This window comes from Sandaracinobacteroides sp. (genome assembly GCF_057137845.1).
Genome location: NZ_DBNHFX010000118.1, coordinates 1 through 21,591, shown reverse-complemented (window position 1 = coordinate 21,591; position 21,591 = coordinate 1). Strand labels below are relative to the sequence as shown.

Below are 21,591 nucleotides of genomic sequence, written 5' to 3'. Positions count from 1 at the left end.
AATCAGCAGATCGGCAAGGTCGATCTCGCCCAACTGGTATCCGCGCTCGGTGCGCCGCTCGGCTTCGGTTGCAGCGGCAGCGGATTCCTGTGCCCGCCGCCACCCATCCAGCCGCATGCGGGCGTTCGTCAGATCCGAATCCGCAGTTGCAGTCGTCGCGCGGATGGCAGCCACCAGGCCCATCCGTGCCGCATTGGCCTCGGCGGCGGCCTGATCCGACGCCGCACGCCGATATCCGCCGCCCAGCGGGATCGAGGCGATCAGCCCGGCGCCACGTTCTTCTCCGCCGCGTTCGCTGAACAGCCGCACGCCGAACGACGGGTCGGCGATGCGGTCGGCGCTCGCCCGCCGCGCGACCACCCCCATGCGTTCGGCCTCGCGCTCGGCTGCGCGGATTTCATGGCTGTTCTCGATCACCTGATCGCGCAACGATTGCAGATCCTGCGGCGGCAGTTCGGGCAGATACAGCTCTGGCGGCGATGCGGGCAGGGGGATTTCCGGGAAGCTTGCCGCAAGCAGCGCCCGCGCATGTTCGCGAAGGGCAAGCGAATCCGCTGCCCGCGCCTGCGCTTCGGCCAGTGCCGCCGTCGCCAGATCGATGTCGAGCGACGAAGCATCGCGCATCTCGGTCCGCCGGCGGACTGCCTTCAGTGCGGCCTCGCTCCACTTGACAGCCTCGCCGTCGTTCGCGTGCAGCGCACCTGCGGCAAGCCAGTCGTGCCAGAAGCCCGACAGCAGCAGCGCCGTCTGGTGCCGGGCGTCGGCGGTGCGGTTGTCCGCTGCTTCGACCCCAAGCCGCCCTGCCTCGCGGTCAAGCGCGGCTTTCCCCGGCAGGCGAAACGCGCGCGTCGCGCTGCCGTCGAACTCGTTGAAGCGCCCTTCCCGGTCGATGCTGCGCCGCGAATATGTGCCTGAAAGCGTGATTTCGTGGCTGCCCCGGTCCAGCATGTCGGCGTGCGCACGGGCGGCACTCGCCATCGCCGCCGCAGACGCAACGTCCGGATGATTGTCGAGCGCCTCCATCACCTTGTCCTCGGGCGGAAGATCGGGCCGCGCCATCGCAACCGACGCCGACAGCAGCAATCCGGCCAGCAGCAAACGGACCGGCAGCAAACGGACCGGCAGCGGTCGCATGATGGTTCCCGTCACTCGACCCTCCCGCGTTTCAGAACAGCCGTCATGTGCCAACGGATGGGAAGCCGGCGCCTTGCCCCTGCCGCCGCCTCGACGATTGCTTCCGCCGTTTCCTCGGCGACGATCAGTTCGAGGACGGTGCGTTCGAGCCGTCCCGTCACCTGCTCGGCGGTGCCTGCGTCGGAATAGTCCCGCCCAAGGACGGCGTCTGTCCGGATGTGCACCGGCGCGACACAGGCCGCCCGCAGCGCCGCCGCCACGGCTTCGGCATCTTCGGCGGCGCAGGCCATGCTGATCAGCACGTCAGCCATCGATTGCCTCCGCGCGTCCCTCGCCGAAGCGTTCGAACAGGATCGGCAGCAGGATCAGCGTCAGCAGGGTAGAGGAAAGCAAACCGCCGATCACGACGATCGCCAGCGGCCGCTGGATTTCAGAACCCGGACCGCTGGCGAACAGCAGCGGCACCAGCCCGAAGGCGGTGATGCTGGCCGTCATCAGCACGGGGCGCAACCGTCGTTCGGCGCCCTGGCGCACGGCGTCGTGCATCGAAAGTCCTTCGCTGCGAAGCTGCCGGAAGCACGAGACCAGCACCAGTCCGTTCAGCACGGCGATCCCCAGCAGCGCGATGAAACCAACAGAAGCCGGCACCGAAAGATACTCGCCCGACGCCCAGAGCGCGACGATCCCCCCTACCATCGCAAACGGAATGTTCAACAGGATCAACAACGAAGCGCGCAACGAGCCAAGCGTCGCCAGCAGCATTCCGAAAATCAGCACCAGCGCTACCGGCACCACCAGCATCAGCCGCGCCGACGCGCGCTGCTGGTTCTCGAACTGGCCGCCCCAGACGATGTGATACCCGGCCGGCAGCTTGACGCCCGCCGCTACCGCCGCCTTCGCCTCATCGACATAGCCGACCAGATCGCGCCCCGACACGAACGCCTGCACCAGCGCAAAGCGCGAACCGTTTTCGTGGTCGATCTTTACCGGACCCTCGGTGCGTGTGATGCGGGCCATGTCGCTCACGCGGGCAAGCACGCCGTCCGGCGTGCGCAGTTGCAGATCGGCAAACGACGCAGGGTCGGCGCGCAGCGCCTCGTCGCCCCGGATCATGATCGGGATCCGCTTCTGCCCCTCGGAAACGATGCCCGCGTCCAGCCCCTCGACGTGTGAACGCAGCGCGTCCTGCAACTGGTCGACCGGCATGCCGAAGCGGCCGGCTGCTGCACGGTCGATCTCAAGTTGCAGATAGTCGACGCTGTCGTTGGCGACGGTCAGCACTTCGGATGCGCCACGCACGCCTGCCAGAATGTGCCGCGTCTGGCTGGCAAGGGTTGCAAGCGTCGCCGTATCCGGCCCGAAAATCTTCACCGCCAGATCACCGCGCGCCCCCGTCAGCATTTCCGAAACGCGCATCTCGATCGGCTGGGTGAAGCTCGGCTCGATCCCCGGCAATCCTTCTACGGCACGGCGCATTTCATCGACGATGAAGTCGCGATCGCCCCGCCATTCGGCGTGCGGCTTCAGCCGGACAAAGCTGTCGGTTTCATTGAGACCCATCGGATCGAGGCCGATTTCATCGGTGCCCACCCGCGCGATCACATCGGTGACTTCGGGCACCTTCATCAGCGCCCGCTGGACCGCCATGTCCAGCCGGACGGATTCCGCCAGATTGATCGAAGGCAGCTTGGAAAGCTGCACGATCACCGAACCCTCGTCCATTGTCGGCATGAACGTCTTGCCGACTGCGCCATAGGCAAGCGCCGCGACCAGCAGCGACGCCCCGGCAAGCCCATAGACCAGCCCACGGGCGCGGAACGCCGCATCCAGCAGCCGCCGATAGGGCGGCGTTATGCGACGCATGATCCAGGGTTCGCCGTGCCCCGCCGACTTCAGCACATAGGAAGCCAGCACCGGAACCAGCGTCAGCGCCAAAAGCAGCGAACCCGCAAGCGCGAACACGATCGTCAGCGCAACCGGCGCGAACAGCTTGCCTTCCAGCCCCTCCAGCGAAAGCAGCGGCAGGAACACCAGCACGATGATGATGATGCCCGCCGACACCGGCGCGATCACCTCGGCCGCAGACTGATAGATCAGGTTCAGCCGGGGCGGCGCATCCGGGTTCTGGCGTTGCAGCCGCTCGACGATATTCTCGACGACGACGATCGCGCCATCGACCAGCATCCCGATCGCAATTGCGAGGCCGCCAAGGCTCATGAGGTTCGCCGACAGTCCGGCGCCGCGCATCAGCAGAAAGGTGATCAGCGCCGCCATCGGCAGCACCGAGGCGACGATCGTCGCCGCGCGCCAGTCACCCAGAAACAGAATCAGCAGCAGAACGACCAGCACCGTCGCTTCCAGAAGTGCCTTTTCCACCGTGCCGATCGCGCGCTGGATCAGGTCCGACCGGTCGTAGAACACATCGACATGCGTGCCCGGCGGCATCGTGCGCTGAATTTCGATCAGCCTGTCGCGCACGCCATCGACCACCTTGCGGGCATCCGCGCCACGCAAGGCGATAACCAGCCCCTCGACCGCTTCCTCGTGGCCGTTGCGGCTGACTGCGCCGTATCTCGTCAGCGACCCGGTGCCGACGGTTGCCACATCGCCCAGCCGCAGAATGCGGCCGTTGCGGCTGGCAAGAACCTGTGCGCGCAGGTCGTCCTCGGTCTGGATGGCGCCGACTGCGCGAACGATCAGCGATTCCTCGCCGCTGGTCAGCCGCCCGGCACCGTCGTTGCGATTACCGCTTTCGATCGCCTGCCGGATGTCGTCGACGGAAACGCCGGCGCTCGCCATCGCCACCGGATCGGGGCGCACTTCAAAGGTGCGCACAAAGCCGCCCAGCGCATTCACATCGGCGACGCCCGGCACCGTGCGCAGCGCCGGGCGGATCGTCCAGTCCAGCAGTTCGCGCTTCTCGGCCAACGACAGCGGGCCTTCGATGGTGAACATGTAGATGTCGGAAAGCGGTGTCGAGATGGGCGCCAGCCCGCCGCTGACCGATCCCGGCAAGTCGGCCATCACGCCCGACAGGCGTTCCGCCACCTGCTGGCGCGCCCAGTAGATATCCGTGCCTTCGGCGAAATCGATGGTGATGTCGGCAATCGCATATTTCGCCATCGACCGCAGGATCGACTGCCGTGGCAGGCCCAGCATCTCCATCTCGATCGGCGCGATGATACGGCTTTCCACCTCCTCGGGCGTCATGCCGGGCGCCTTCAGGATGATCTTCACCTGCGCGGGCGCGATGTCGGGATAGGCATCGACCGGAAGGTTGGCGAACGCCCACGCGCCCAGCGCCGCCACACATGCGGCAATCGCCAGCACCAGCACGCGCCACGACAGCGCAACAGCAACAAGTCTGCCGAGCATGTGCGCCCCTATTGCCCGAGCGCCAGCGACTTCAGCGCGCTGACGCCGGAGATCGCCACACGCTCGCCGGACGAGAGGCCCGAAAGCACGACGACCGTGCCGCGATCGGCGGCGGCCACCTTCACATCGCGAACGGAAAACCCGCCTTCGCGTTCGACGAACACGACGGTTTTGCCATCAAGCGTCGTGACCGCCGCCACCGGCAGCGAGACCGCGCCCGAGGGCGCAGACCCCAGAATGGTAACGCTCGTCGCGCCACCCGAAATCAGCCCCGGCCCGGCAGGAACCGCAGCCTTCAGGCTGGCGGAACGGGTTTCAGGATCGATCGTGGTGCCAACCGCCGTCACCTGCCCGCGCACTTCGCCGACGCGGGCCACCATGCCCGGCCGCACTGCGCCCACCAGCCGCCCCGGCAGTTGCCCCGCCACCTCATAGCGATGCGCCGCATCGACGACGAAGGGCGCGGTCGTGCCGTCCAGCGGGTCTCCGGCGTGGATTGCAGCAGCTGTTACCCGGCCTGCGATCGGTGCAACCAGTGTGTAGGTTCCGGCCGTTCCATCGGCGTGAACTGCGTTCAGGATGCGCGACTTCTCACTGAAATCGGCCTCGGCTTCGGCAAGGGCTGCATCGGCTTCGTCGGCGCGGGCGGCGGCGATGATGCCTTCACGCGAAAGCTGCCCCAACCGGGCGGCGTTGGAACGCGCCACCCCCATGCGCGCGGCGGCCCGCTTGCGCTCGGCCCCCATGGTCAGCACGTCGCGGCTGGAAATAACGGCCATCGGCTGCCCCTGCCGGACGGCATCCCCCTCGACGACGAGGGTGCGCAGCACGACACCGGGGAAGGTGGCTGCAACCGCAACCCGTGCGTTTGCAGGCGGCTGGATTTGCGCGGGGATGGTGGCAAGCGGCATTTCGGCAGCCGCTTCTGCGGGCTGGGCCTCGATGCCCAGTTGTTTGGCGTGCGCCGGATCGACGGCCAGCAGTCCGGCGGGCGTCTTTGCAGCAGCAGCGTCAGCCGGTGCAGGCGCATCGTCGCCACGTTGGCCATTCCACCACCACAGGCCGGCTCCTGCCAGCAGGATCGTCGCAGCAGCCGCCAGCAGATGGTTCCGTTTCAACATGCGGCCCAGCTAGCGGCCGAAGCTGACGGATCCCTGACACCGTGGCCGAAACAAAGCACCAGTTCGCGCGCTTCCGGCCGGGTTTCCAGCACGCCGCCGTGCGCCGCCATGATGCGGTCGACGATCGCAAGGCCAAGGCCTGCGCCGTCGCGGCTGGCGTGATCGGCTCGCCGGTGCCGCTGCACAAGGTCGCGCAGACGTTCAGGGGCAAGGCCCGGCCCGTCGTCGGCAACGACGATCCGCCCTGCGGCATCGATACGCACCCGGATCGATCCACCCTCGGGTGTTGCGCGGGCGGCGTTTTCGATCAGATTGCGCAACGCCGCTGCGATGGCCTCGCGCCGCCCCCGCACGGTGATCGCTTCGTCGCCTGCTTCCAGCGCGATGGTTCGGCCCGATGCAATGATCGACGGCGCCATCAGTTCGACGACATCCGCCGCCACCGCTGCAAGCGCGACTTCCTCCCATGCCATCTGGGCGGCAGCAGCCGCATCGACCTGCGCCAGCAGCATCAGTTGTTCGACCAGCCTCCGCATGGAGGCCACATCCGCCTTCAGGCGGGCGGCGTCGGCCGACCCTACCCCGCCATGCTCCAGCCGGTCGAGTTCGAGCGACAGCACTGCAAGCGGCGTGCGCAGTTCGTGCGCAACGTCGGCAGCGAACGCTTCGTGCCGATGGGCTGCATTGTCGAGCCTGCCCAGAAGATCGTTCACCGCATCGACGAACGGCAGCGCCTCGGTCGGCATACGCGAACCGTCGATACGAAAACCGCGCTCATGGCCGCGCGCCGCCTCGATCTGCTCGGCGGCTTCCTCCAGCGGGCGGAAGGCCTGCCGGATCACGCTCAGCGCTACATAGACCACCGGTCCCATCAGCACCGCCAGCGGCAGGGCCACATGGTCCAGCATCTCGACGACAGACAGCCGGGCGGCCTCGGGCGCGGGAAGTGCGCTGAGCGGCTTCCAGTAAAAGAAGGCGACGGCTGCCAGCAGCAGCACCATCCCGACCAGCGTGACCAGCCCCAGCCCCTGCTTCAGCCGCCGTGTCACCGAGCGCCTGTGCGTCATTGGCCGCCGTCCTTCGGCATATCGTCCTTCAGCATGTAACCGACGCCGCGAATGGTATGCAGCAGGCCGCCGGCGCCCGCTTCGTCCAGCCGACGGCGCAGCCGCGACATCGCCGCCTCGACCGCGTTCGATGTTACCGGCTCGTTGAAGCTGTAGAGCGCATCCTCGATCGCCTCGCGGCGGACGACGCTTCCGGCGCGCCGCATCAGCAGTTCCAGCAAGCCCGCCTCGCGGCGCGACAAGTCGAATGTGCGCCCGTCGGCGCTGGCGATCCGGGTGGATGTGTCGAATCGCAGACGCCCGGCCTCCAGAGAGACTGGCGCGCGTGGCCCTGGCCGGCGCAACAGCGCCCGGATACGCGCCGCCAGCTCGTCGATTTCGACCGGTTTCACCACATAGTCGTCGGCGCCTGCGTCCAGTCCCGTCACCCTGTCCTCCAGACCGCCGCGCGCCGTCTGGATGATGGCTGGCGGCAGATGCTGCTGGCGTCGCCGCTGTTTCAGCCATTCGACACCGTCGCCGTCGGGCATGCCCAGATCCAGCACGATCGCATCATAGGTTGCGCCGCTGATCGCGTCGTCGGCGTAGGCGAGGCTTGCGGCGATGTCGCAGGAAAACCCCCGCCGCCCAAGGCCATCGGCCAGCAATGCAGCAAGGCGCGCATTGTCCTCGACCACAAGAACCCGCATGCCATGCCCCCCGTGCCTCGCGCAGCTATCGCGCTCCACCTGCGCAGACACCGGCAGGCGGCCACCAGAATAGCCTGCCAGACTGACCGCAAGCTGACGACGCACACAGTGTCGCACACAATACAACTCATTGCAAAACAGGACTAATTATACGACATTCGAACAACGGAAGCCGCAATGCACGACTGCGCGGCACCTCTGTTCCAGGAGGGGACCATGACCAATCAACATCCCGCCACCACCTACAGCAAGACGATTATCCGGATGCACTGGCTCACGCTGGTGCTGATGATCGCGGTTTATGCGCTGATCGAATTTCGCGGCATCTTCCCCAAAGGCAGCGATGGCCGGGAGACGATGAAGCAGTGGCATTTCATGCTTGGACTGCTGATATTCACGATCATCTGGCTTCGGCTCGCTGCGCGTGGAATCGGTGTCACGCCGCCCATCCAGCCCACGCCCCCGCGATACCTGGCGGCGCTTGCATCAGCGATGCATATCACCCTGTATGGGTTCCTGCTGGCCATGCCGTTGCTGGGGTGGCTGACGCTCAGCGCCAAGGGGCGCGAGATTCCGTTCTTCGGGCTGCACCTGCCGCAACTGATCGGCGCCGATAAAGCGCTTGCGCAACAGCTTGAAGGGCTGCACGAAACGATCGGCACCATCGGATATGCACTGATCGGTCTGCACGCCGTGGCGGCGCTGGTTCACCATTACCTCCTTCGCGACGATACGCTGCGGCGCATGCTGGCAGGGCGTGGTGGCACTGGCACGCAAGGCGCCTGACCGGCCGTTGCCCTGCACCGGATTCGACACTAGAGGTTGGGCGAACCAGTTTTCCGGGAAGGAACGATCATGACCGAAGTCGTCATTGCCTCTGCACGCCGCACCGCCGTCGGCAGCTTTCTCGGCGGCCTGTCTTCCGTGCCCGCCCATGAACTGGGCCGCGTGGCGATTGCTGCCGCGATGGCCGATGCCGGCATCACCGGCGCCGACGTCGGCGAAGTGATCCTTGGCCAGGTGCTGACTGCCGGGCAAGGCCAGAATCCGGCCCGGCAGGCGTCGATCGCGGCCGGTGTCGCGCAGGAAGTGCCGGCCTGGGGCGTCAATCAGGTGTGCGGTTCCGGTCTGCGCGCCGTCGCGCTTGCGGCACAGGCCATCCGCAACGGCGACGCATCCGTGATGATCGCGGGCGGGCAGGAAAACATGTCGCTCAGCCAGCATGCGCAGGCCTTGCGCTCGGGCCAGAAGATGGGCGCGCTGGAACTGGTCGATACCATGATCAAGGACGGCCTGTGGGATGCCTTCAACGGCTATCACATGGGCGTCACCGCCGAAAACATCGCCGAGCGCTACCAGATCAGCCGGGAAGCGCAGGACGAGTTCGCCACCAGCTCGCAGAACAAGGCCGAAGCCGCCCGCAACGCCGGCCGGTTCAAGGCGGAAATCGCGCCGGTCACGATCAAGGGCCGCAAGGGCGACGTCGTGGTCGACACCGACGAATATATCCGCGACGGCGCGACCGTTGCCGCGATGGCCGGCCTGAAGCCCGCCTTCAAGAAGGACGGCTCGGTGACTGCGGCCAATGCCTCGGGCCTGAACGACGGCGCGGCGGCACTGGTGCTGATGTCCGCCGACGAGGCCAGGCGCCGTGGCGCGCCGGTTCTGGCAAAGGTGAAAAGCTGGGCGTCGTGCGGCGTCGATCCGGCGGTGATGGGCCTCGGGCCGATCCCGGCATCGCGCAAGGCGCTGGAAAAGGCCGGCTGGACCGTCGCCGACCTCGACCTCGTCGAAGCGAACGAGGCCTTCGCCGCACAGGCACTGGCGGTCGGCCAGGAACTGGGGCTGGATGCGGACAAGCTGAATGTGAATGGTGGCGCCATCGCCATCGGCCACCCGATCGGCGCATCGGGCGCACGGATTCTTGTCACGCTGCTGCACGAAATGCAGCGCCGCGACGCGAAAAAGGGCCTTGCCACCCTGTGCATCGGTGGCGGCATGGGGATCGCGCTGACCGTCGAACGCTGAGAGATGCGGCCTGAAGCCAGCCAGATGGCCGCAGGTGAAGCAATCGCGGCAGGTGCGCACGCGGCTGCCGCCCGGGCAGGTATCCCGGCGCGCCCCGGCGAAGGCGAAACCATCCTGTGGGAAGGCCGGCCCGCCATGCAGAAGCGGCGCTTGGCCGAGCTTGCGGGCTTCGTGCTGCTGCTGGGCCTGCTGACGATGCTGGCTGTCGAGCTGATCCGGCCGCATTTCGCCGGTTCGGAATTCGCCGGCAAACCCGACGCAGGCGCACTGCCGCTGATCCTGGTGATGCTTGTCGGCATGTTTGCGATCATTGCCCTGCCCGTCTGGCTGCGTTCCAGCGCGCGGGCGCGGGCGCGCTATATGCTGACCAACCGCCGTGCGCTGGTCTGGCTGGGCGACAGGATCGTTGCCGAAGCAATATTGTTCGGCGCCGACATGCGGGTGGCCCCGGCCGAAGTCAGCTTCGTTGCCCCCCGCATGGTGCTTTCGTGGCGCCTGAAGGACGAAGGCATCGACCGCTTGCGCTTCGAACAGATCGACCACGCCGAAGACGTCGGCCGTCTGGCCGAGGAACATGGCGCCCGCTGGCTGGATCGGCCCGATGAAGCCCCGACCGGCGAACCGCGCGCAGGCGATGCCGACGCCAGCGGGGATGACGCGTCAGGCGGCTGACGAAGGGCGTTCCTTCACGCGGGCGTGAAAGGCCTGCACATTGGGATGATCCGGCCCTGCCCTGAGGCCCACCCACTTGGCAAAATCCAGCGTCACGAAGGCCGTGATGTCAGCCACGCTGAAGCGATCCGAGGCGATCCACTCGCGGCCTTTCAGCCGCTGTTCCAGCCGGTCCAACCAGATTTTTGCCTGCGCCATACCGCGTTCGGCTGCCTCTGCGCTTTGCGGGGTGGCCGGCCCCGGTCCGGGCATCGCGCGGTTGGCGTAGGCGGGCGCGGTATTGCGGAACACGGCGGCCACCGCAAAAAAGAAGTCCAGTTCCATCCGCCGCTGCCACTGCTCGACGCGCGCCTGTTCCAGCGCATCGCGCCCGAACAGATTGGGTTCTGGTTGCACTGCTTCGAAATAACGGCAGATCGCCAGCGATTCATCGAGGACCTGCCCGTCATCGAGCACCAGCGTCGGCACCAGCCCGCGCGGATTGATGGCAAGATAATCGGGAAGAAGGTTGTCGCCAGCCACGATATCGACTTGCACCGTTTCGATTGCGATGCCCTTCTCGGCCAGAAAGATGCGCACGCGCCGGGGATTTGGCGCCTTCGACATATCAAAGAGTTTCATCAGCAGCCCTTTCCGGGGGTCTTTCCTTTCCCCGCCAGCCTCTCTATAGCGCAGACATCATGCAGGGCTACGCTGTCAAACGGAACATGCGACGCGGCTGACCGCCGTGCCCTCCCCGGCTGTATCCGGGGGGCGCGGCGGGCGGGTGGCTGGCGGCCATCCGGTGGAGGCAAGATCAGCCTCCGGATCTCTCTAACCGACATGATCCTGTAACCCTGCTGCTGCATGGATAAGCCCATGGACTTTCTACCACATGATGCAACTTCGCCCGAGGCCGTCGACCGGCTTCTCGATCTTTGCTTCGGCCCGGCGCGCCGCCGCCGCACCGCCTCGATTCTGCGCGAAGGGGCAAAGTGCATCGACAGCGCCAGCTTCGTCGTCCTCGACGGGGAAGAGCTGGTCGGCAGCGTCGAATGCTGGGAACTGGAATGGCAGGGCGTCGGCGTCACACGCCAGATCGCGCTTCTTGGCCCGCTGGTTTCGCACCCCGATCGCAGGGGCGAACGCATCGGCGCAAGGCTGATGGATCTGGCACTCGCCGAACTGGACAAGCTGCACCTGCCGGCGATGCTGATCGGCGACGCGCCATATTATGGCCGCTGGGGCTTTTCCGCGCGCCATACCGCCGAATGGGCGCTGCCGGGGCCGGTCGATCGCGCACGCCTGTTGCTGCGCGCACGCAACGGCCATCGGCTACGCGGCCCGGCCAAGCTCTCGGCGCCTGCCGCAACCGACGATGCCCCCGGCAAGGCCAGCGCCGCCTGAAGCAGCAATGCCGCAGACGGGCGCGAGCGCTTGACGCCCGCGCCTGCCGGCATCATCTGCATGGTATGCCGACCGACGATCCGCTCATTCAGGCCGCACCCCCGGATCTGGCGCAAGCAACGCTGGCCGACATCGCGCGCGCCGTTGCCGAACGCCGGTTGCCGCCCGTCGATAGCTGGAACCCCACCCACTGCGGCGACAGCGACATGTGCATCCGCGCCGACGGAACATGGTATCACGGCGGCACCCCGATCGGACGGCCGGCGCTCGTCCGGCTGTTCTCGACCATCCTCCGCCGCGAGGACGACGGCAGCTTCGTGCTGGTCACACCGGTCGAAAAGCTTTCTATCGAAGTCGAGGACGCGCCATTTTTGGCGGTCGAGGTGAAAAGCGAAGGCGAAGGAAAGCAACGCTCGCTGGCGTTCCGGCTGCTGACCGACGACATCATCCTCGCCGGAGCCGACAACCCCCTTCGGCTGGATACTGCGGCCGACGGCACCCCTCGGCCCTATCTGCGCGTTCGCGGCACCAGCGGGCGCGCGCTGGATGCACTGATCACGCGCGCCGTCTTCTACGAACTGGCGGAACTGGCCTTCGACGAGCAGGAGCAGGCGGACGGGCCGCTAGGCCTGTGGAGCGGGGGCGCATTCTTTGCCTTCGCTGATTGAACGGATCCGCACTGGTCTCGACAAACCGGCGCGGGCAGCCATTCAGGGCGATGGCGATATCGGCCCGGGCCACGGCCTGCCCAGCCCCGCAAGGCTGGTGCCTGCGGCCGTGCTGGTTCCGATCATCGACACCGGCCAGCCCAGCCTGTTGCTGACCACCCGCACACCGAACCTCAGCAAACATGCCGGGCAAGTGGCGTTTCCGGGCGGCCGCATCGACGCCGGAGACGATGGCCCGATCGCTGCCGCCCTGAGGGAAGCCAATGAAGAGGTTGGCCTTTCGCCAGCCGATGTACAGGTGATCGGCCTGTCTGATCCCTATCGCACCGGCACCGGCTACGAGGTGCGCCCTGTCGTCGGCCTGCTGCCCGAACGCCCGGCCCTGAAGGCCAACCCCGACGAAGTGGCCGACATTTTCGAAGTTCCGCTGGACTTTGTGCTGGACCCGGCAAACCATCTGCTGCGTGAAGCGATCTGGCAGGGGCGCATGCGCCGTTATTATGTGATCGAATGGAAGGGTCGAACGATCTGGGGGGCAACGGCTGGCATGCTGGTAAATCTGGCGACACGCATCCGATGACGGCGCTTGATGTCGCTTCGCTCGGGCGTCGGCCGGGCTTTCGGCGCCTGCTCGAAACGCTGGGCGCAAACCAGGGTGAAACCCGGCTGGTTGGCGGCGTCGTCCGCGATAGTTTGCTTGGGCTGCCGGTCGCCGATGTCGATCTTGCGACACGGCTGACCCCGCCACAAGTGATCGAGGCGCTGGAGGCGGCCGACATCCGCGCCGTGCCCACCGGGCTTCAGCATGGCACCGTCACTGCGGTCGTCGGCGGCGCCCCCTACGAGGTGACGACGCTGCGGCGCGATGTGCAGACCTTCGGCCGCCATGCCGAAGTCGCCTTCACCGACGCATGGGCCGAAGATGCGGCGCGCCGTGACTTCACGATGAACGCCTTGTATGCTGACCCGCTGACCGGCGAACTGTTCGATTATTTCGACGGCATTGCCGATCTGGCGGCGCATCGCGTGCGTTTCATCGGCGACCCGTTCCAGCGCATCGCCGAAGATCATCTGCGCATCCTGCGCTTCTTCCGGTTCACGGCACGCTTCGCAACCACACCCGACGAACCGGCGCTTGCCGCATGCACCGCCCGCGCCAACGACCTGATGGCGCTTTCCCGGGAACGGATCCGCGACGAGCTGCTGAAACTTCTGGCACTGCCGTCGCCCGCGCCAACAGTCGCCGTCATGCTGGATCGGGCGATCCTGCGGCCGGTCCTGCCAGAGATCGACGATGCAGCACTGCCGGGACTGCGCGGGCTGATCCAGTCCGAGGCCGACGCGAAGGCCGAACCCAATCCGTTGCGCCGGCTGGCCGCGATGCTGCCTGCGGATGCCACCGTCGCCGATCTGGTCGCTGCAAGGCTGAAACTTTCGAACGCTGACCGGGCGCGACTCGTGCAGGGCGCCTCGCGCGAGGCGGTGCCCAAAGACCCCCGCACCCTCGCCTACCGGATTGGCGCGGATGCTGCGACAGACCGGCTGCTGCTGACGGCGGACCCGCGCGCCGCCGTATGGCTTGGGCAGTTGCGCACATGGCAACGGCCACGCATGCCGATATCGGGCAAGGATCTGATCGCCATGGGGCTGATCCCCGGCCCGGCCGTCTCGCGGAGGTTGGCCGAAGTCGAGGCGCGATGGCTCGACCGGGGTTTCCCGGCCGATCGCGACCGGGTGCTGGCGATCGCCCGAGAGGTGCTCGGCCTCGTCTGAAGCATAGTTCCTTCGGTCTCGGAAATGTCGGATACAGCCGGGATGCGGTTATCGGTTCTCGATCAGTCCCCGATCAGGGAAGGCGGCAGCGGCGGGCAGGCGTTGCGGAACAGCATCGAACTGGCGCAACTTGCTGACGCGCTTGGTTATCACCGCTTCTGGATGGCCGAACACCACGCGACCCCGGCACTGGCGTCGGCCTCGCCCGAACTGATGCTGGCGCTGCTGGCGCAGGCAACACGAACCATCCGCATCGGCACCGGCGGGGTGATGCTGCCGCACTATTCGCCATTCAAGATCGCGGAAAGCTTCTCGATGCTGGCGGGCCTTTTTCCCGGCAGGATCGACCTTGGGCTGGGCAGAGCACCCGGCTCCGACCCGCTGACCGCCTACGCCCTGCAGCAGGACAGGCGTCAGCGTGCGCCCCACGCCTTCCCCGAACAGGTGGCCGAACTGCTTGGCCATTTCGATGGCGCCCTGCCTCCTGACCACCCATTCCGCCACCTTTCGGCCATGCTGCCCGGCACGCCGAACCAGCCCGAAGTCTGGATGCTCGGCTCCAGCGCCGACAGCGCCACCCTCGCCGGTGCGCTGGGGCTTCCCTATTGCATTGCCGATTTCATCGCCGGCGAAACGCCGGAACTGGCCGAGCGCTACCGGCAGTGCTTCCGACCATCGTCGCGCGCGGCCCACCCGTATGTTGCGGTGTGCTGCTGGCTGATCGCGGCCGACACCACTGCGCGTGCGCAATGGCTGGCGGCCCCGTCGCGCATGATGCTGGCGCATCTGGCAACCGGGCGGCAGATCGCCGTCCCGCACCCGGATGCCGCAATCGACTGGCTTGACACCAACCCCGCGCCGGTACCAGGCGCCCGAAGGCCGATCGTCGGCACGGCTGACGCCTGCCGCACGGAACTGGCGCGCAAGGCGGCAGCCTATGCGGCAGACGAGATGATGCTGGTCAACATCGTGCACGACCACGCCGACCGGTTGGAGAGCTACCGGTTGATGGCGGGCGCCATCGACGGCTGATCAGCTAATCTTGCCGTTCGCCTTCAGGAAGGCAATCACATCGGCGCGCTTCTGCGGGTCGGCGATACCGGCAAAGGCCATCGTCGTTCCTGGAACGGTGGTGCGTGGGTTCTGGAGATATTCAAACAGCTTGTCTTCGGTCCAGGTGATGCCGCTGGCGTGGTTCGCCTTGGAGTAGTTGAACCCGGCCGAATGGCTGGCGTGGGCGCCGACCACGTTGAACAGCGACGGGCCTACACCATTCTTGCCTTCGGTCATCGAATGGCAGGCCGCGCACTGGTTGAACACCTTCTTGCCGGCATCGGCATGGCCCGTCAGCCCGCCGACACTTACCGTGACGAGGCCTGCGGCAGGCGCCGCAGCGTCAGCCGACGGGGCCGCAGCGGGCGTTGCAGCCGCATCGGCGGCGGGCGCAGCAGTTTCGGCCGGGGCAGCGGCCGTGTCGGCAGGGGTCGTTGTCTCGGCCGGCGGCGCTTCTGCGGGCTTCGATCCGCAGGCGGCAAGCAATGCCAGCGCCGTCATGCAACCGAACGCGAGGGGAATTCTGTTAACCATGTCCTGCACCTCCTCTGTGAGCGGCCTTTCGATAGACCTCTGGTGCGCAGGCTGCAACGCCTTGGAATAGTGAGGTTCGGTCACGCGTGCGTGCCGTTCGATAGGCAGACGGCCGATCAGAAGCGTGAAGTCAGGCCGATTTCGCCCTGCACCAGCAACGGATCGCGGTTCGGCGTGTTGGGCGCATTATATTGCAGCCGGGTCGCTGCCTTGATGTCGCCGAACGCCGTCGGCCAGTTCACGCCGCCTTCCCACTGCACGATCTCCTCGCGCGATTGCGAGATACGATAGCTGGGCTGGGCCGCCACGTTCAGCACGATGTGGCGTGCCGCCAGATTCCAGCGCCGGTTTCGGTTGTCGGTCAGCGCGGCATACATGGTCATCGCCCGCGCATCGCCATCGAGCGACAGGCCCAGCGGCCGCCGCCCATAGGTCCAGCCGTCCTTGTAGATGAAATTATTGTAGGTCGAACCGGGCCATGTCTGGCCGCCCATAAGCCTGCCCAGAAAACGGGCGGCCTGGCTGTCGACATATTCGAAACCCGCATCGAGCAGCGCGCCGTTGCTGCCTACCGGGCCGGAAATCCCTGCGCCGATCTGCCGGGCGAATTGTTCGATCAGGATATTGTCGGCATCCTCGGCGGTGGTGGCGAACGACAGTTTCAGGATCTGCCCGGTGTTGCCGATCGGCCGGCGATAGCTCATGTCGAAGCCGCCAAGCTGGTTGCCCGGTTCATCGAGTGTCCCGGTATTGTCGAAGTCTCCGAAGCCGATCAGCGCCCGGCCGATGGTGCGGGCGTCGCACGGGCGGCCCTTGCCGCAAAGCTGCAAGCCACGGTTCAGACCCATCTGGAACCACGGCGTCGGCTGGAAGGCGAAGCGCATGCCAAGGATCAGGGGATTGTCGAAATCCCGCTGTTCATTGGCCATGCCGACGAACATGTCGAAGCTGACCGGCCCAAGCCGCCGCAGCAGCGGCGCGTCGATGTTGAATGGCTCCAACCGGCGGAATCCGATGCGCGGGAATGCCCGTGCGCTGGTCGAGAACAGCATCGCGCCATCCTGTCCGGCCCCCCACCAGGTATCGATCCAGCCGCCATAGAGCGCCCAGTTGTCGCCGATCCGCAGCGCCGCGTAGCTGCCATCCGGCGCAAAGCCGTTGCCGTGCTGCGTGGCCGGGCGGCCATCGGTTCCGCCGCTCTGCCAGCTTCCGCCCCACGTGACGTGCAACGCACCGCGATCGTGCGACGCCAGCGCCGACACCTCGCCGGGGTTGCGGGCGACTCGCTCGAAGGTGCGCACCAGCGCCGCTTCGTTCGTCGCCGAGGCCCTTACCTCGTAATGGTTGGTCTGCCGGTTGTGTTCGGCAAGGGCTGCGATCCGGTTGACTGCCGCCAGCAGATGTGGCGGCAATGCGGTGTCGGCCCGCGCCCGGTCGAGGCCGCGATTGATCTGCGACCATGGCAGCGGCCAGGCGTCGATCGGGCCAAGGATATAGCCATGCGCGGCCAGCAGTTCGATGTCGGTCCGCAGGCGCGCATCGCCCGGCCCGACCCACGGATCGGCCACGGCTGGTGCAGCCACCAGCAGCAACAGCGCGCCCAACCAGTTCCTCATGCGGCCCATTGCGCCCTCGCGATCGCCAGTGCGCGGGCATCATCGACATCCAGCCACGGCGCATCGCCGATATCGACGGCCTGCGCCTGCCCGGCACGCGCCATGATCGACACGCCTTCCGACAGGCTGGGCGACGACAGACCATCGAGCGCAGCCATCAGTTCCGGCCCGATGCGGAACAGGCCGGTGTCGTAGCAGTCATAGACCTTCAGATGCTTGCCGATCGCGCGGATCATTCCATCGCGTGTGCGCACCCGTGTCACGTCGGATTCATCGACATCGGGATGCCCGAGCCGCCGATCGATACCAAGCGCCAGCGGCGACGATGCGCCCGCGATCAGCCGCGCCACGAGCTGCGCCGACAGCAGATGATCGGCCATCATCAGCAGGCTGCCAGCCGACACATGTTCGCGCGCCGCCAGCAGCGACACGCCATTGGGCGTATCGGCCCACTGCGGATTATCCACGATGCTGACGGGCAATGGCGCATCGCGGACCGCGGCTTCGATCGCGTCGGCCTGATAGCCGACGACGACCGCAACCCGCCCGACACCAGCAGCCTTCATCGACGCGATGGCGTGGGCGATCAGCGGGCGGCCACCGACATCGACGAGCGGTTTCACCGGCGCCACCGACCTGAGGCGTGAGCCAGCCCCCGCCGCAAGAATGATCGCTGTCGGCCCGGTCATGCAGGGTTCGCGCAGGGCACGGGCGTTCGGCTGCCGCGCCTCAGTGGCGCGTGCCGGCCGCCAGCTTCTGTGCGTCGGCGTGGATGAACGCCTCGAGGTCGGTGTGCGCGTCCTGATCGGGAAGCTGGTGCCGCGGGTGCTTGCAGAACGACGACGACGGAGCGTCGATGACGCCGCCGATGCCGCGCTGGCGCGCAAGCGCCGCACAACGGATCAGATCGATCGCGACACCCGCCGAGTTGGGGCTGTCTTCGACCGAAAGGCGCAGTTCGAGGTTCATCGGAACGCCGCCGAACAGCAGCCCTTCCATGCGCAGGAAGCAGACCTTGTTGTCGTTCTGCCAGGCCACATAGTCCGACGGGCCGACGTGGATGTCGTCTGCCTCGAGCCGCCGCTCGGCGACGGACTGCACGGCTTCGGTCTTCGAGATCTTCTTCGACTCGAGGCGCTCGCGCGCCAGCATGTTCAGGAAGTCGGTGTTGCCGCCGGTGTTCAACTGGTAGGTGCGCTCCAGCTTGACGCCACGCCGGGCGAACAGGTCGGTAAGGGTGCGGTGCACGATCGTTGCCCCCACCTGCGCCTTGATGTCGTCGCCGATAAGCGGCACGCCGGCATCTGCGAAGCGCTTGGCCCATTCCGGGTTCGACGCGATGAACACCGGCATGTTGTTCACGAAAGCAACCCGCGCCCTGAGCGCTGCTTCGGCGTAGAATTCGGTCGCCTTCTGGCTGCCCACGGGCAGGTAGTTCATCACCACGTCGACGTTGCTGCGCTTCAGCACCTCGACAACTTCGTCGAGCGTCGGCTGCGGCGCATCCGACACGCGGAAGCTGCGCTGTTCCGGCGCCTCGAGCATGTGCGGCGCGACACCGTCGAGAACGGCGCCCATCTGCACGATGGTGCCCGTCGGCTCGACATGGTCGCAGAACACGGTGGTGCAGTTCGGCTTGGCAAAAATGGCGTCAGCCACGTCGCGCCCCACCTTGCGCTGATCGACGTCGAACGCCGCCACGATGCGGATGTCCTTCGGCCGCCAGCCGCCGACTTCCCAGTGGCTCAGGCCAATGGCGTCGTTGGCGCCGCCGTTCGAGTAGTGAGCGATCCCCTGAACAAGCGAACTCGTGCAGTTGCCGACGCCCACAATCGCGACATTGATCGGTGTCATGTGAGGTGAATCTTCCTTTCAGGGAACGGTCATACCGCCGTCATGAAAATGCAATGCGCGGTCACCTAGCCTCTGGCTTGCCCTTCGGCAAGAAATCATACGCGGTCGCTGCAAAATTGCCGCGCACCTCGGCGCTGATCGAGCGGCCATATTCACCGATGGCGCGGCAGAAGCGCCAGTGCGATACCGCAAAAGTGATTGTGGCATAAAGCAGAATCCACAGCACGCCAAGCCACCACTGGCCAAGGATGCCGAAAGGCAACAGTGTCCAGAAGAAGGTGTTCCGGCGGCCGCCGATCAGGCGGAACCGGCGTTCGAACGGGCCCCAGTCGTCGAGTTGGCGGCCGGTGAAGCGGCGGAAGAATTCGCCGGACGCCGCTTCCGACAGGGCGAAGATGATGATGCCGGCGATCGCCAGCCAGACCGCCGTGCCGTGGATGGCCGACAGCCACCAGCCGAGCGCGATGAACCAGCCATATTCCAGCACCTTGTCGAGGACATGTTCGAGGTCGCCCCAACGTGAGAACTGGTGCCTGACCCGCGCCAGCTTGCCGTCGACGCCGTCGAGCGGGCCGACGATCAGCACGAGCGCAAGCGCCCAGAGAGGCTGGCCGACCGCAAACAGCCACATCGCCGCAAACCCCAGAACGGCGCTGAACAGCGTGACTGCATTCGGGCTGACGGGCGTCGGCAGCAGCAACCTGACCAGCGCATTCTCGATCGGCGGATGCAGAAACCGCGCCGGCCAGTCGAGGCAGCCCTTCTGCGCGGCGGCGATCAGGCTGTCGGTCGCCAGCGCCATCGCCTGCTGATCGCGCGGCACCGACCACAGCATCGGCACCGTGCGACGGCGGTTCGGCGCATAGACCGGCACCGACTCGACAGAAATCCGGTCCGCGCCCGATTCGATGGCCGCACGCACCAGCGTGCCCGACAATTCCCACTCTCCGAGGCCGGCAGCAACCGACGCCACCATTTCAGCGGGCAACAGTGCGGCCCCGGCCCAATGCGCTTGCGAATCGAGCCGCTGCGCCTCTGGCGGGGCGTCGTTGCCAAAGCAGAGCAAGGCCGGCGCCTGCGCATTCCGGATCAGCGCGCCGATCAGCCGTTCGTCGATCAGCAATCCAGGCTCCAGCACCAGCACCGGGCGCGAATCGCCGCGCAGGCTTTCGGCAAGCGCGCCAGCCGTAGGCAGACGCCAGCATCGCGGTTCAACGGACAGCCGCGCGGCAAGATCGGCGGGCAGTTCGGTCGCCATCAGCCACACGGCTTCAGCGCCCTGTTTCAAGGCCATGCGGACCTGCCGTTCGAGCAGGGGAATCCCCCCGACCGTCCCCAGGCCCGAAGGCCCGTCCTGAGGTCGGGCCTCTCCGACCATGATCAAGGCAGTAAATCCCATGCACCCGCCTCTTAGGGGCCAATCCCGACTTGGACAACGGGATGATCCGAACAACCTCTGCAATCATGATCGTCGCATGCGCCGGTTTGCCGCTTGCCAGCCGCAACAGCGCTGACGCACTGTAGCTGCACATGGACATCGCGCGACCAATAGAAATCGAACCGGCGTCAAACCGGCTGTTCATCCACCCGGTCGCGGCCCGCCTGCTGCCGACGGCGATCCGGGCGGGGCTGCATCCCAACCTCGTCACCGGCGCCGGTCTCGGGTTCGGGCTGCTGGCGGGGCTTGCCTATCTCCACTGGACAGACTGGCGGTTCGCGACAGTCGGCTTTGTGCTGATGATCGGCTGGCACGTCATGGACGGGCTGGACGGGCAGCTTGCGCGCGCCACCGGCAAGACCAGCGAAATCGGTCGCCTGCTCGATGGCGTCGCCGATTACAGCGCGTTCGTCGCGGTCAATCTGGCGATCGCCCTCACCTGCCCCGATCCGCGCACGGCAGTCGGCCTGGCGCTGGCGGCGGGGGTGTGCCACGCTCTCCAGTCGCAGTTCTACGAGGGCGAGCGCGCAACCTATATCCGCCGTATCCGCGGCCAGTTCACGGCGGTGCGCCGTTCGGCGGCGGGCGGTCTGGTCGAGCGGATCTACAATCGCGGCGAAGCGCTGTTGGGCAACCGCGAGCGCGCGCTCGATGCGGCGCTTGCGTCGGCAGCGCCCGCTGAACAAAACGCCATTCTGGAACAGTGGCGCCCGCAGGCCGCCCGCGCGTTCCGCTTCATGGCACCGCTCAGCGCCAATGGCCGCACGCTTGCCATCTGGGTGACGGCGCTTTTCCAGGTTCCAATGGTTTACTGGCTGTGGGAGATCTTCGCCCTTACCCTGTTGGCGCTTGCCTGTGCGCGCGCGCTGCGGCAGGCAGAAAGCCGGGCCATCACCAGCCGTTAACCGCCCGGACCAACACAGGGGAGAAGTGGGAAGTGGACCGGCATGCCTGAAGAAACGACGTCGATCCGCACGTCTTTCCTGATCGTCACCCTGCTGTCGCTGGTGTGGCTTGCCTATGCTACATGGGGGCTGCTGCACGAAGGGGCCAGAATCGGCAACCTGTTCGACTTTCTGCAGGCCTTCGCCGTGATCCTGACGCCGGTTGCCGCCCTCTATGCGCTGGCCTCGGCGCTGGGCAACCGCGAGCGGCTGCCGACGCTGCGCGAACCCGACACACT

At 66.6% G+C, this 21,591-nt stretch carries 22 protein-coding genes; 10 read left to right on the top strand and 12 right to left on the bottom strand.

Going from position 1 to position 21,591, the window contains the following annotated elements; genetic code table 11:
- The 6 genes from AC16JP_RS06445 to AC16JP_RS06420 form a co-directional block, all read right to left on the bottom strand.
- A partial coding sequence (locus AC16JP_RS06445; RefSeq protein WP_484339782.1) for a TolC family protein occupies nt 1–1,134 on the bottom strand: 1,134 nt, incomplete at its 3' end.
- Nucleotides 1,135–1,145: 11 nt separating this feature from the next.
- Nucleotides 1,146–1,445 carry a DUF3240 family protein gene (locus tag AC16JP_RS06440; protein ID WP_484339781.1) on the bottom strand — a complete coding sequence of 100 codons (300 nt, stop codon included), beginning with the start codon at nt 1,443–1,445 and terminating at the stop codon, nt 1,146–1,148.
- Nucleotides 1,438–4,509 (bottom strand): efflux RND transporter permease subunit, encoded by a 3,072-nt coding sequence (locus AC16JP_RS06435; RefSeq protein ID WP_484339780.1) that lies wholly within the window; start codon nt 4,507–4,509, stop codon nt 1,438–1,440. Before AC16JP_RS06435 ends, AC16JP_RS06440 begins: the two co-directional genes overlap by 8 nt.
- 8 nt (nt 4,510–4,517) lie before the next feature.
- On the bottom strand, nt 4,518–5,630 hold the full coding sequence (locus AC16JP_RS06430) for an efflux RND transporter periplasmic adaptor subunit (protein WP_484339779.1): 1,113 nt from the start codon (nt 5,628–5,630) through the stop codon (nt 4,518–4,520).
- Complete coding sequence (locus tag AC16JP_RS06425) at nt 5,624–6,697, bottom strand: sensor histidine kinase (protein WP_484339778.1); 1,074 nt, start codon at nt 6,695–6,697, stop codon at nt 5,624–5,626. Before AC16JP_RS06425 ends, AC16JP_RS06430 begins: the two co-directional genes overlap by 7 nt.
- Nucleotides 6,694–7,386 (bottom strand): response regulator, encoded by a 693-nt coding sequence (locus tag AC16JP_RS06420; RefSeq protein WP_484339777.1) that lies wholly within the window; start codon nt 7,384–7,386, stop codon nt 6,694–6,696. Before AC16JP_RS06420 ends, AC16JP_RS06425 begins: the two co-directional genes overlap by 4 nt.
- Before the next feature lie 177 nt (nt 7,387–7,563).
- On the opposite strand from AC16JP_RS06420, the gene AC16JP_RS06415 reads away from it, so the two are divergent.
- The 3 genes from AC16JP_RS06415 to AC16JP_RS06405 all read left to right on the top strand — a co-directional run bounded on the left by AC16JP_RS06415 (nt 7,564) and on the right by AC16JP_RS06405 (nt 10,086).
- The gene (locus AC16JP_RS06415) at nt 7,564–8,172 is read left to right on the top strand and encodes a cytochrome b (protein ID WP_484339776.1); all 609 of its coding nucleotides are present in this window, start codon (nt 7,564–7,566) and stop codon (nt 8,170–8,172) included.
- Nucleotides 8,173–8,241: 69 nt separating this feature from the next.
- Nucleotides 8,242–9,414, top strand: a complete 1,173-nt coding sequence (locus AC16JP_RS06410) for an acetyl-CoA C-acetyltransferase (protein WP_484339775.1) — start codon at nt 8,242–8,244, stop codon at nt 9,412–9,414.
- Nucleotides 9,415–9,438: 24 nt separating this feature from the next.
- Nucleotides 9,439–10,086, top strand: a complete 648-nt coding sequence (locus AC16JP_RS06405; protein WP_484339774.1) for a hypothetical protein — start codon at nt 9,439–9,441, stop codon at nt 10,084–10,086.
- On the opposite strand, the gene AC16JP_RS06400 is transcribed toward AC16JP_RS06405, so the two are convergent.
- Nucleotides 10,075–10,707, bottom strand: coding sequence for a glutathione S-transferase family protein (locus AC16JP_RS06400; RefSeq protein ID WP_484339773.1), 633 nt, complete (start codon nt 10,705–10,707; stop codon nt 10,075–10,077). The two genes, AC16JP_RS06405 and AC16JP_RS06400, sit on opposite strands and share 12 nt — an antisense overlap.
- 237 nt (nt 10,708–10,944) lie before the next feature.
- Here AC16JP_RS06400 and AC16JP_RS06395 point away from each other — a divergent pair, with 237 nt between their 5' ends.
- The 5 genes from AC16JP_RS06395 (at nt 10,945) to AC16JP_RS06375 (ending at nt 14,945) form a co-directional block, all read left to right on the top strand.
- Complete coding sequence (locus AC16JP_RS06395; RefSeq protein ID WP_484339772.1) at nt 10,945–11,472, top strand: GNAT family N-acetyltransferase; 528 nt, start codon at nt 10,945–10,947, stop codon at nt 11,470–11,472.
- A 65-nt stretch (nt 11,473–11,537) separates the two neighbouring features.
- Complete coding sequence (locus tag AC16JP_RS06390; RefSeq protein ID WP_484339771.1) at nt 11,538–12,140, top strand: DUF1285 domain-containing protein; 603 nt, start codon at nt 11,538–11,540, stop codon at nt 12,138–12,140.
- On the top strand, nt 12,124–12,720 hold the full coding sequence (locus AC16JP_RS06385) for a CoA pyrophosphatase (protein ID WP_484339770.1): 597 nt from the start codon (nt 12,124–12,126) through the stop codon (nt 12,718–12,720). The genes AC16JP_RS06390 and AC16JP_RS06385 overlap by 17 nt, the downstream gene beginning before the upstream one ends.
- Nucleotides 12,717–13,913, top strand: a complete 1,197-nt coding sequence (locus AC16JP_RS06380) for a CCA tRNA nucleotidyltransferase (protein ID WP_484339769.1) — start codon at nt 12,717–12,719, stop codon at nt 13,911–13,913. Before AC16JP_RS06385 ends, AC16JP_RS06380 begins: the two co-directional genes overlap by 4 nt.
- Nucleotides 13,914–13,955: 42 nt before the next feature.
- Nucleotides 13,956–14,945 carry an LLM class flavin-dependent oxidoreductase gene (locus AC16JP_RS06375; protein WP_484339768.1) on the top strand — a complete coding sequence of 330 codons (990 nt, stop codon included), beginning with the start codon at nt 13,956–13,958 and terminating at the stop codon, nt 14,943–14,945.
- On the opposite strand, the gene AC16JP_RS06370 is transcribed toward AC16JP_RS06375, so the two are convergent.
- The 5 genes from AC16JP_RS06370 to AC16JP_RS06350 form a co-directional block, all read right to left on the bottom strand.
- Nucleotides 14,946–15,500 carry a c-type cytochrome gene (locus tag AC16JP_RS06370; protein ID WP_484339767.1) on the bottom strand — a complete coding sequence of 185 codons (555 nt, stop codon included), beginning with the start codon at nt 15,498–15,500 and terminating at the stop codon, nt 14,946–14,948.
- Nucleotides 15,501–15,616: 116 nt separating this feature from the next.
- Entirely contained in the window at nt 15,617–17,116 is a 1,500-nt protein-coding gene (locus tag AC16JP_RS06365) for a capsule assembly Wzi family protein (protein ID WP_484339766.1), read from the bottom strand.
- On the bottom strand, nt 17,113–17,805 hold the full coding sequence (locus AC16JP_RS06360) for a phosphocholine cytidylyltransferase family protein (protein ID WP_484339765.1): 693 nt from the start codon (nt 17,803–17,805) through the stop codon (nt 17,113–17,115). The genes AC16JP_RS06365 and AC16JP_RS06360 overlap by 4 nt, the downstream gene beginning before the upstream one ends.
- Before the next feature lie 40 nt (nt 17,806–17,845).
- Complete coding sequence (locus AC16JP_RS06355; protein ID WP_484339764.1) at nt 17,846–18,970, bottom strand: inositol-3-phosphate synthase; 1,125 nt, start codon at nt 18,968–18,970, stop codon at nt 17,846–17,848.
- A gap of 61 nt (nt 18,971–19,031) precedes the next feature.
- Nucleotides 19,032–20,369, bottom strand: a complete 1,338-nt coding sequence (locus AC16JP_RS06350; protein WP_484339763.1) for a CDP-alcohol phosphatidyltransferase family protein — start codon at nt 20,367–20,369, stop codon at nt 19,032–19,034.
- A gap of 131 nt (nt 20,370–20,500) precedes the next feature.
- Between AC16JP_RS06350 and AC16JP_RS06345 the strand changes: the two genes are divergently transcribed.
- On the top strand, nt 20,501–21,313 hold the full coding sequence (locus tag AC16JP_RS06345) for a CDP-alcohol phosphatidyltransferase family protein (RefSeq protein ID WP_484339762.1): 813 nt from the start codon (nt 20,501–20,503) through the stop codon (nt 21,311–21,313).
- 42 nt (nt 21,314–21,355) lie between these two features.
- Nucleotides 21,356–21,591, top strand: a 236-nt coding sequence (locus AC16JP_RS06340) for a hypothetical protein (RefSeq protein WP_484339761.1), incomplete at its 3' end; no start/stop codon positions are given.

Bases quoted from the DNA above. Each gene is read 5' to 3' on its own strand.
- AC16JP_RS06395 (WP_484339772.1), top strand. From the start codon at position 10,945: ATGGACTTTCTACCACATGATGCAACTTCGCCCGAGGCCGTCGACCGG.
- AC16JP_RS06410 (WP_484339775.1), top strand. From the start codon at position 8,242: ATGACCGAAGTCGTCATTGCCTCTGCACGCCGCACCGCCGTCGGCAGC.
- AC16JP_RS06430 (WP_484339779.1), bottom strand. From the start codon at position 5,630: ATGTTGAAACGGAACCATCTGCTGGCGGCTGCTGCGACGATCCTGCTG.
- AC16JP_RS06350 (WP_484339763.1), bottom strand. From the start codon at position 20,369: ATGGGATTTACTGCCTTGATCATGGTCGGAGAGGCCCGACCTCAGGAC.
- AC16JP_RS06390 (WP_484339771.1), top strand. From the start codon at position 11,538: ATGCCGACCGACGATCCGCTCATTCAGGCCGCACCCCCGGATCTGGCG.
- AC16JP_RS06400 (WP_484339773.1), bottom strand. From the start codon at position 10,707: ATGAAACTCTTTGATATGTCGAAGGCGCCAAATCCCCGGCGCGTGCGC.
- AC16JP_RS06365 (WP_484339766.1), bottom strand. From the start codon at position 17,116: ATGAGGAACTGGTTGGGCGCGCTGTTGCTGCTGGTGGCTGCACCAGCC.
- AC16JP_RS06380 (WP_484339769.1), top strand. From the start codon at position 12,717: ATGACGGCGCTTGATGTCGCTTCGCTCGGGCGTCGGCCGGGCTTTCGG.
- AC16JP_RS06360 (WP_484339765.1), bottom strand. From the start codon at position 17,805: ATGACCGGGCCGACAGCGATCATTCTTGCGGCGGGGGCTGGCTCACGC.
- AC16JP_RS06420 (WP_484339777.1), bottom strand. From the start codon at position 7,386: ATGCGGGTTCTTGTGGTCGAGGACAATGCGCGCCTTGCTGCATTGCTG.
- AC16JP_RS06440 (WP_484339781.1), bottom strand. From the start codon at position 1,445: ATGGCTGACGTGCTGATCAGCATGGCCTGCGCCGCCGAAGATGCCGAA.
- AC16JP_RS06345 (WP_484339762.1), top strand. From the start codon at position 20,501: ATGGACATCGCGCGACCAATAGAAATCGAACCGGCGTCAAACCGGCTG.
- AC16JP_RS06435 (WP_484339780.1), bottom strand. From the start codon at position 4,509: ATGCTCGGCAGACTTGTTGCTGTTGCGCTGTCGTGGCGCGTGCTGGTG.
- AC16JP_RS06355 (WP_484339764.1), bottom strand. From the start codon at position 18,970: ATGACACCGATCAATGTCGCGATTGTGGGCGTCGGCAACTGCACGAGT.
- AC16JP_RS06405 (WP_484339774.1), top strand. From the start codon at position 9,439: ATGGCCGCAGGTGAAGCAATCGCGGCAGGTGCGCACGCGGCTGCCGCC.
- AC16JP_RS06370 (WP_484339767.1), bottom strand. From the start codon at position 15,500: ATGGTTAACAGAATTCCCCTCGCGTTCGGTTGCATGACGGCGCTGGCA.
- AC16JP_RS06415 (WP_484339776.1), top strand. From the start codon at position 7,564: ATGCACGACTGCGCGGCACCTCTGTTCCAGGAGGGGACCATGACCAAT.
- AC16JP_RS06425 (WP_484339778.1), bottom strand. From the start codon at position 6,697: ATGACGCACAGGCGCTCGGTGACACGGCGGCTGAAGCAGGGGCTGGGG.
- AC16JP_RS06375 (WP_484339768.1), top strand. From the start codon at position 13,956: ATGCGGTTATCGGTTCTCGATCAGTCCCCGATCAGGGAAGGCGGCAGC.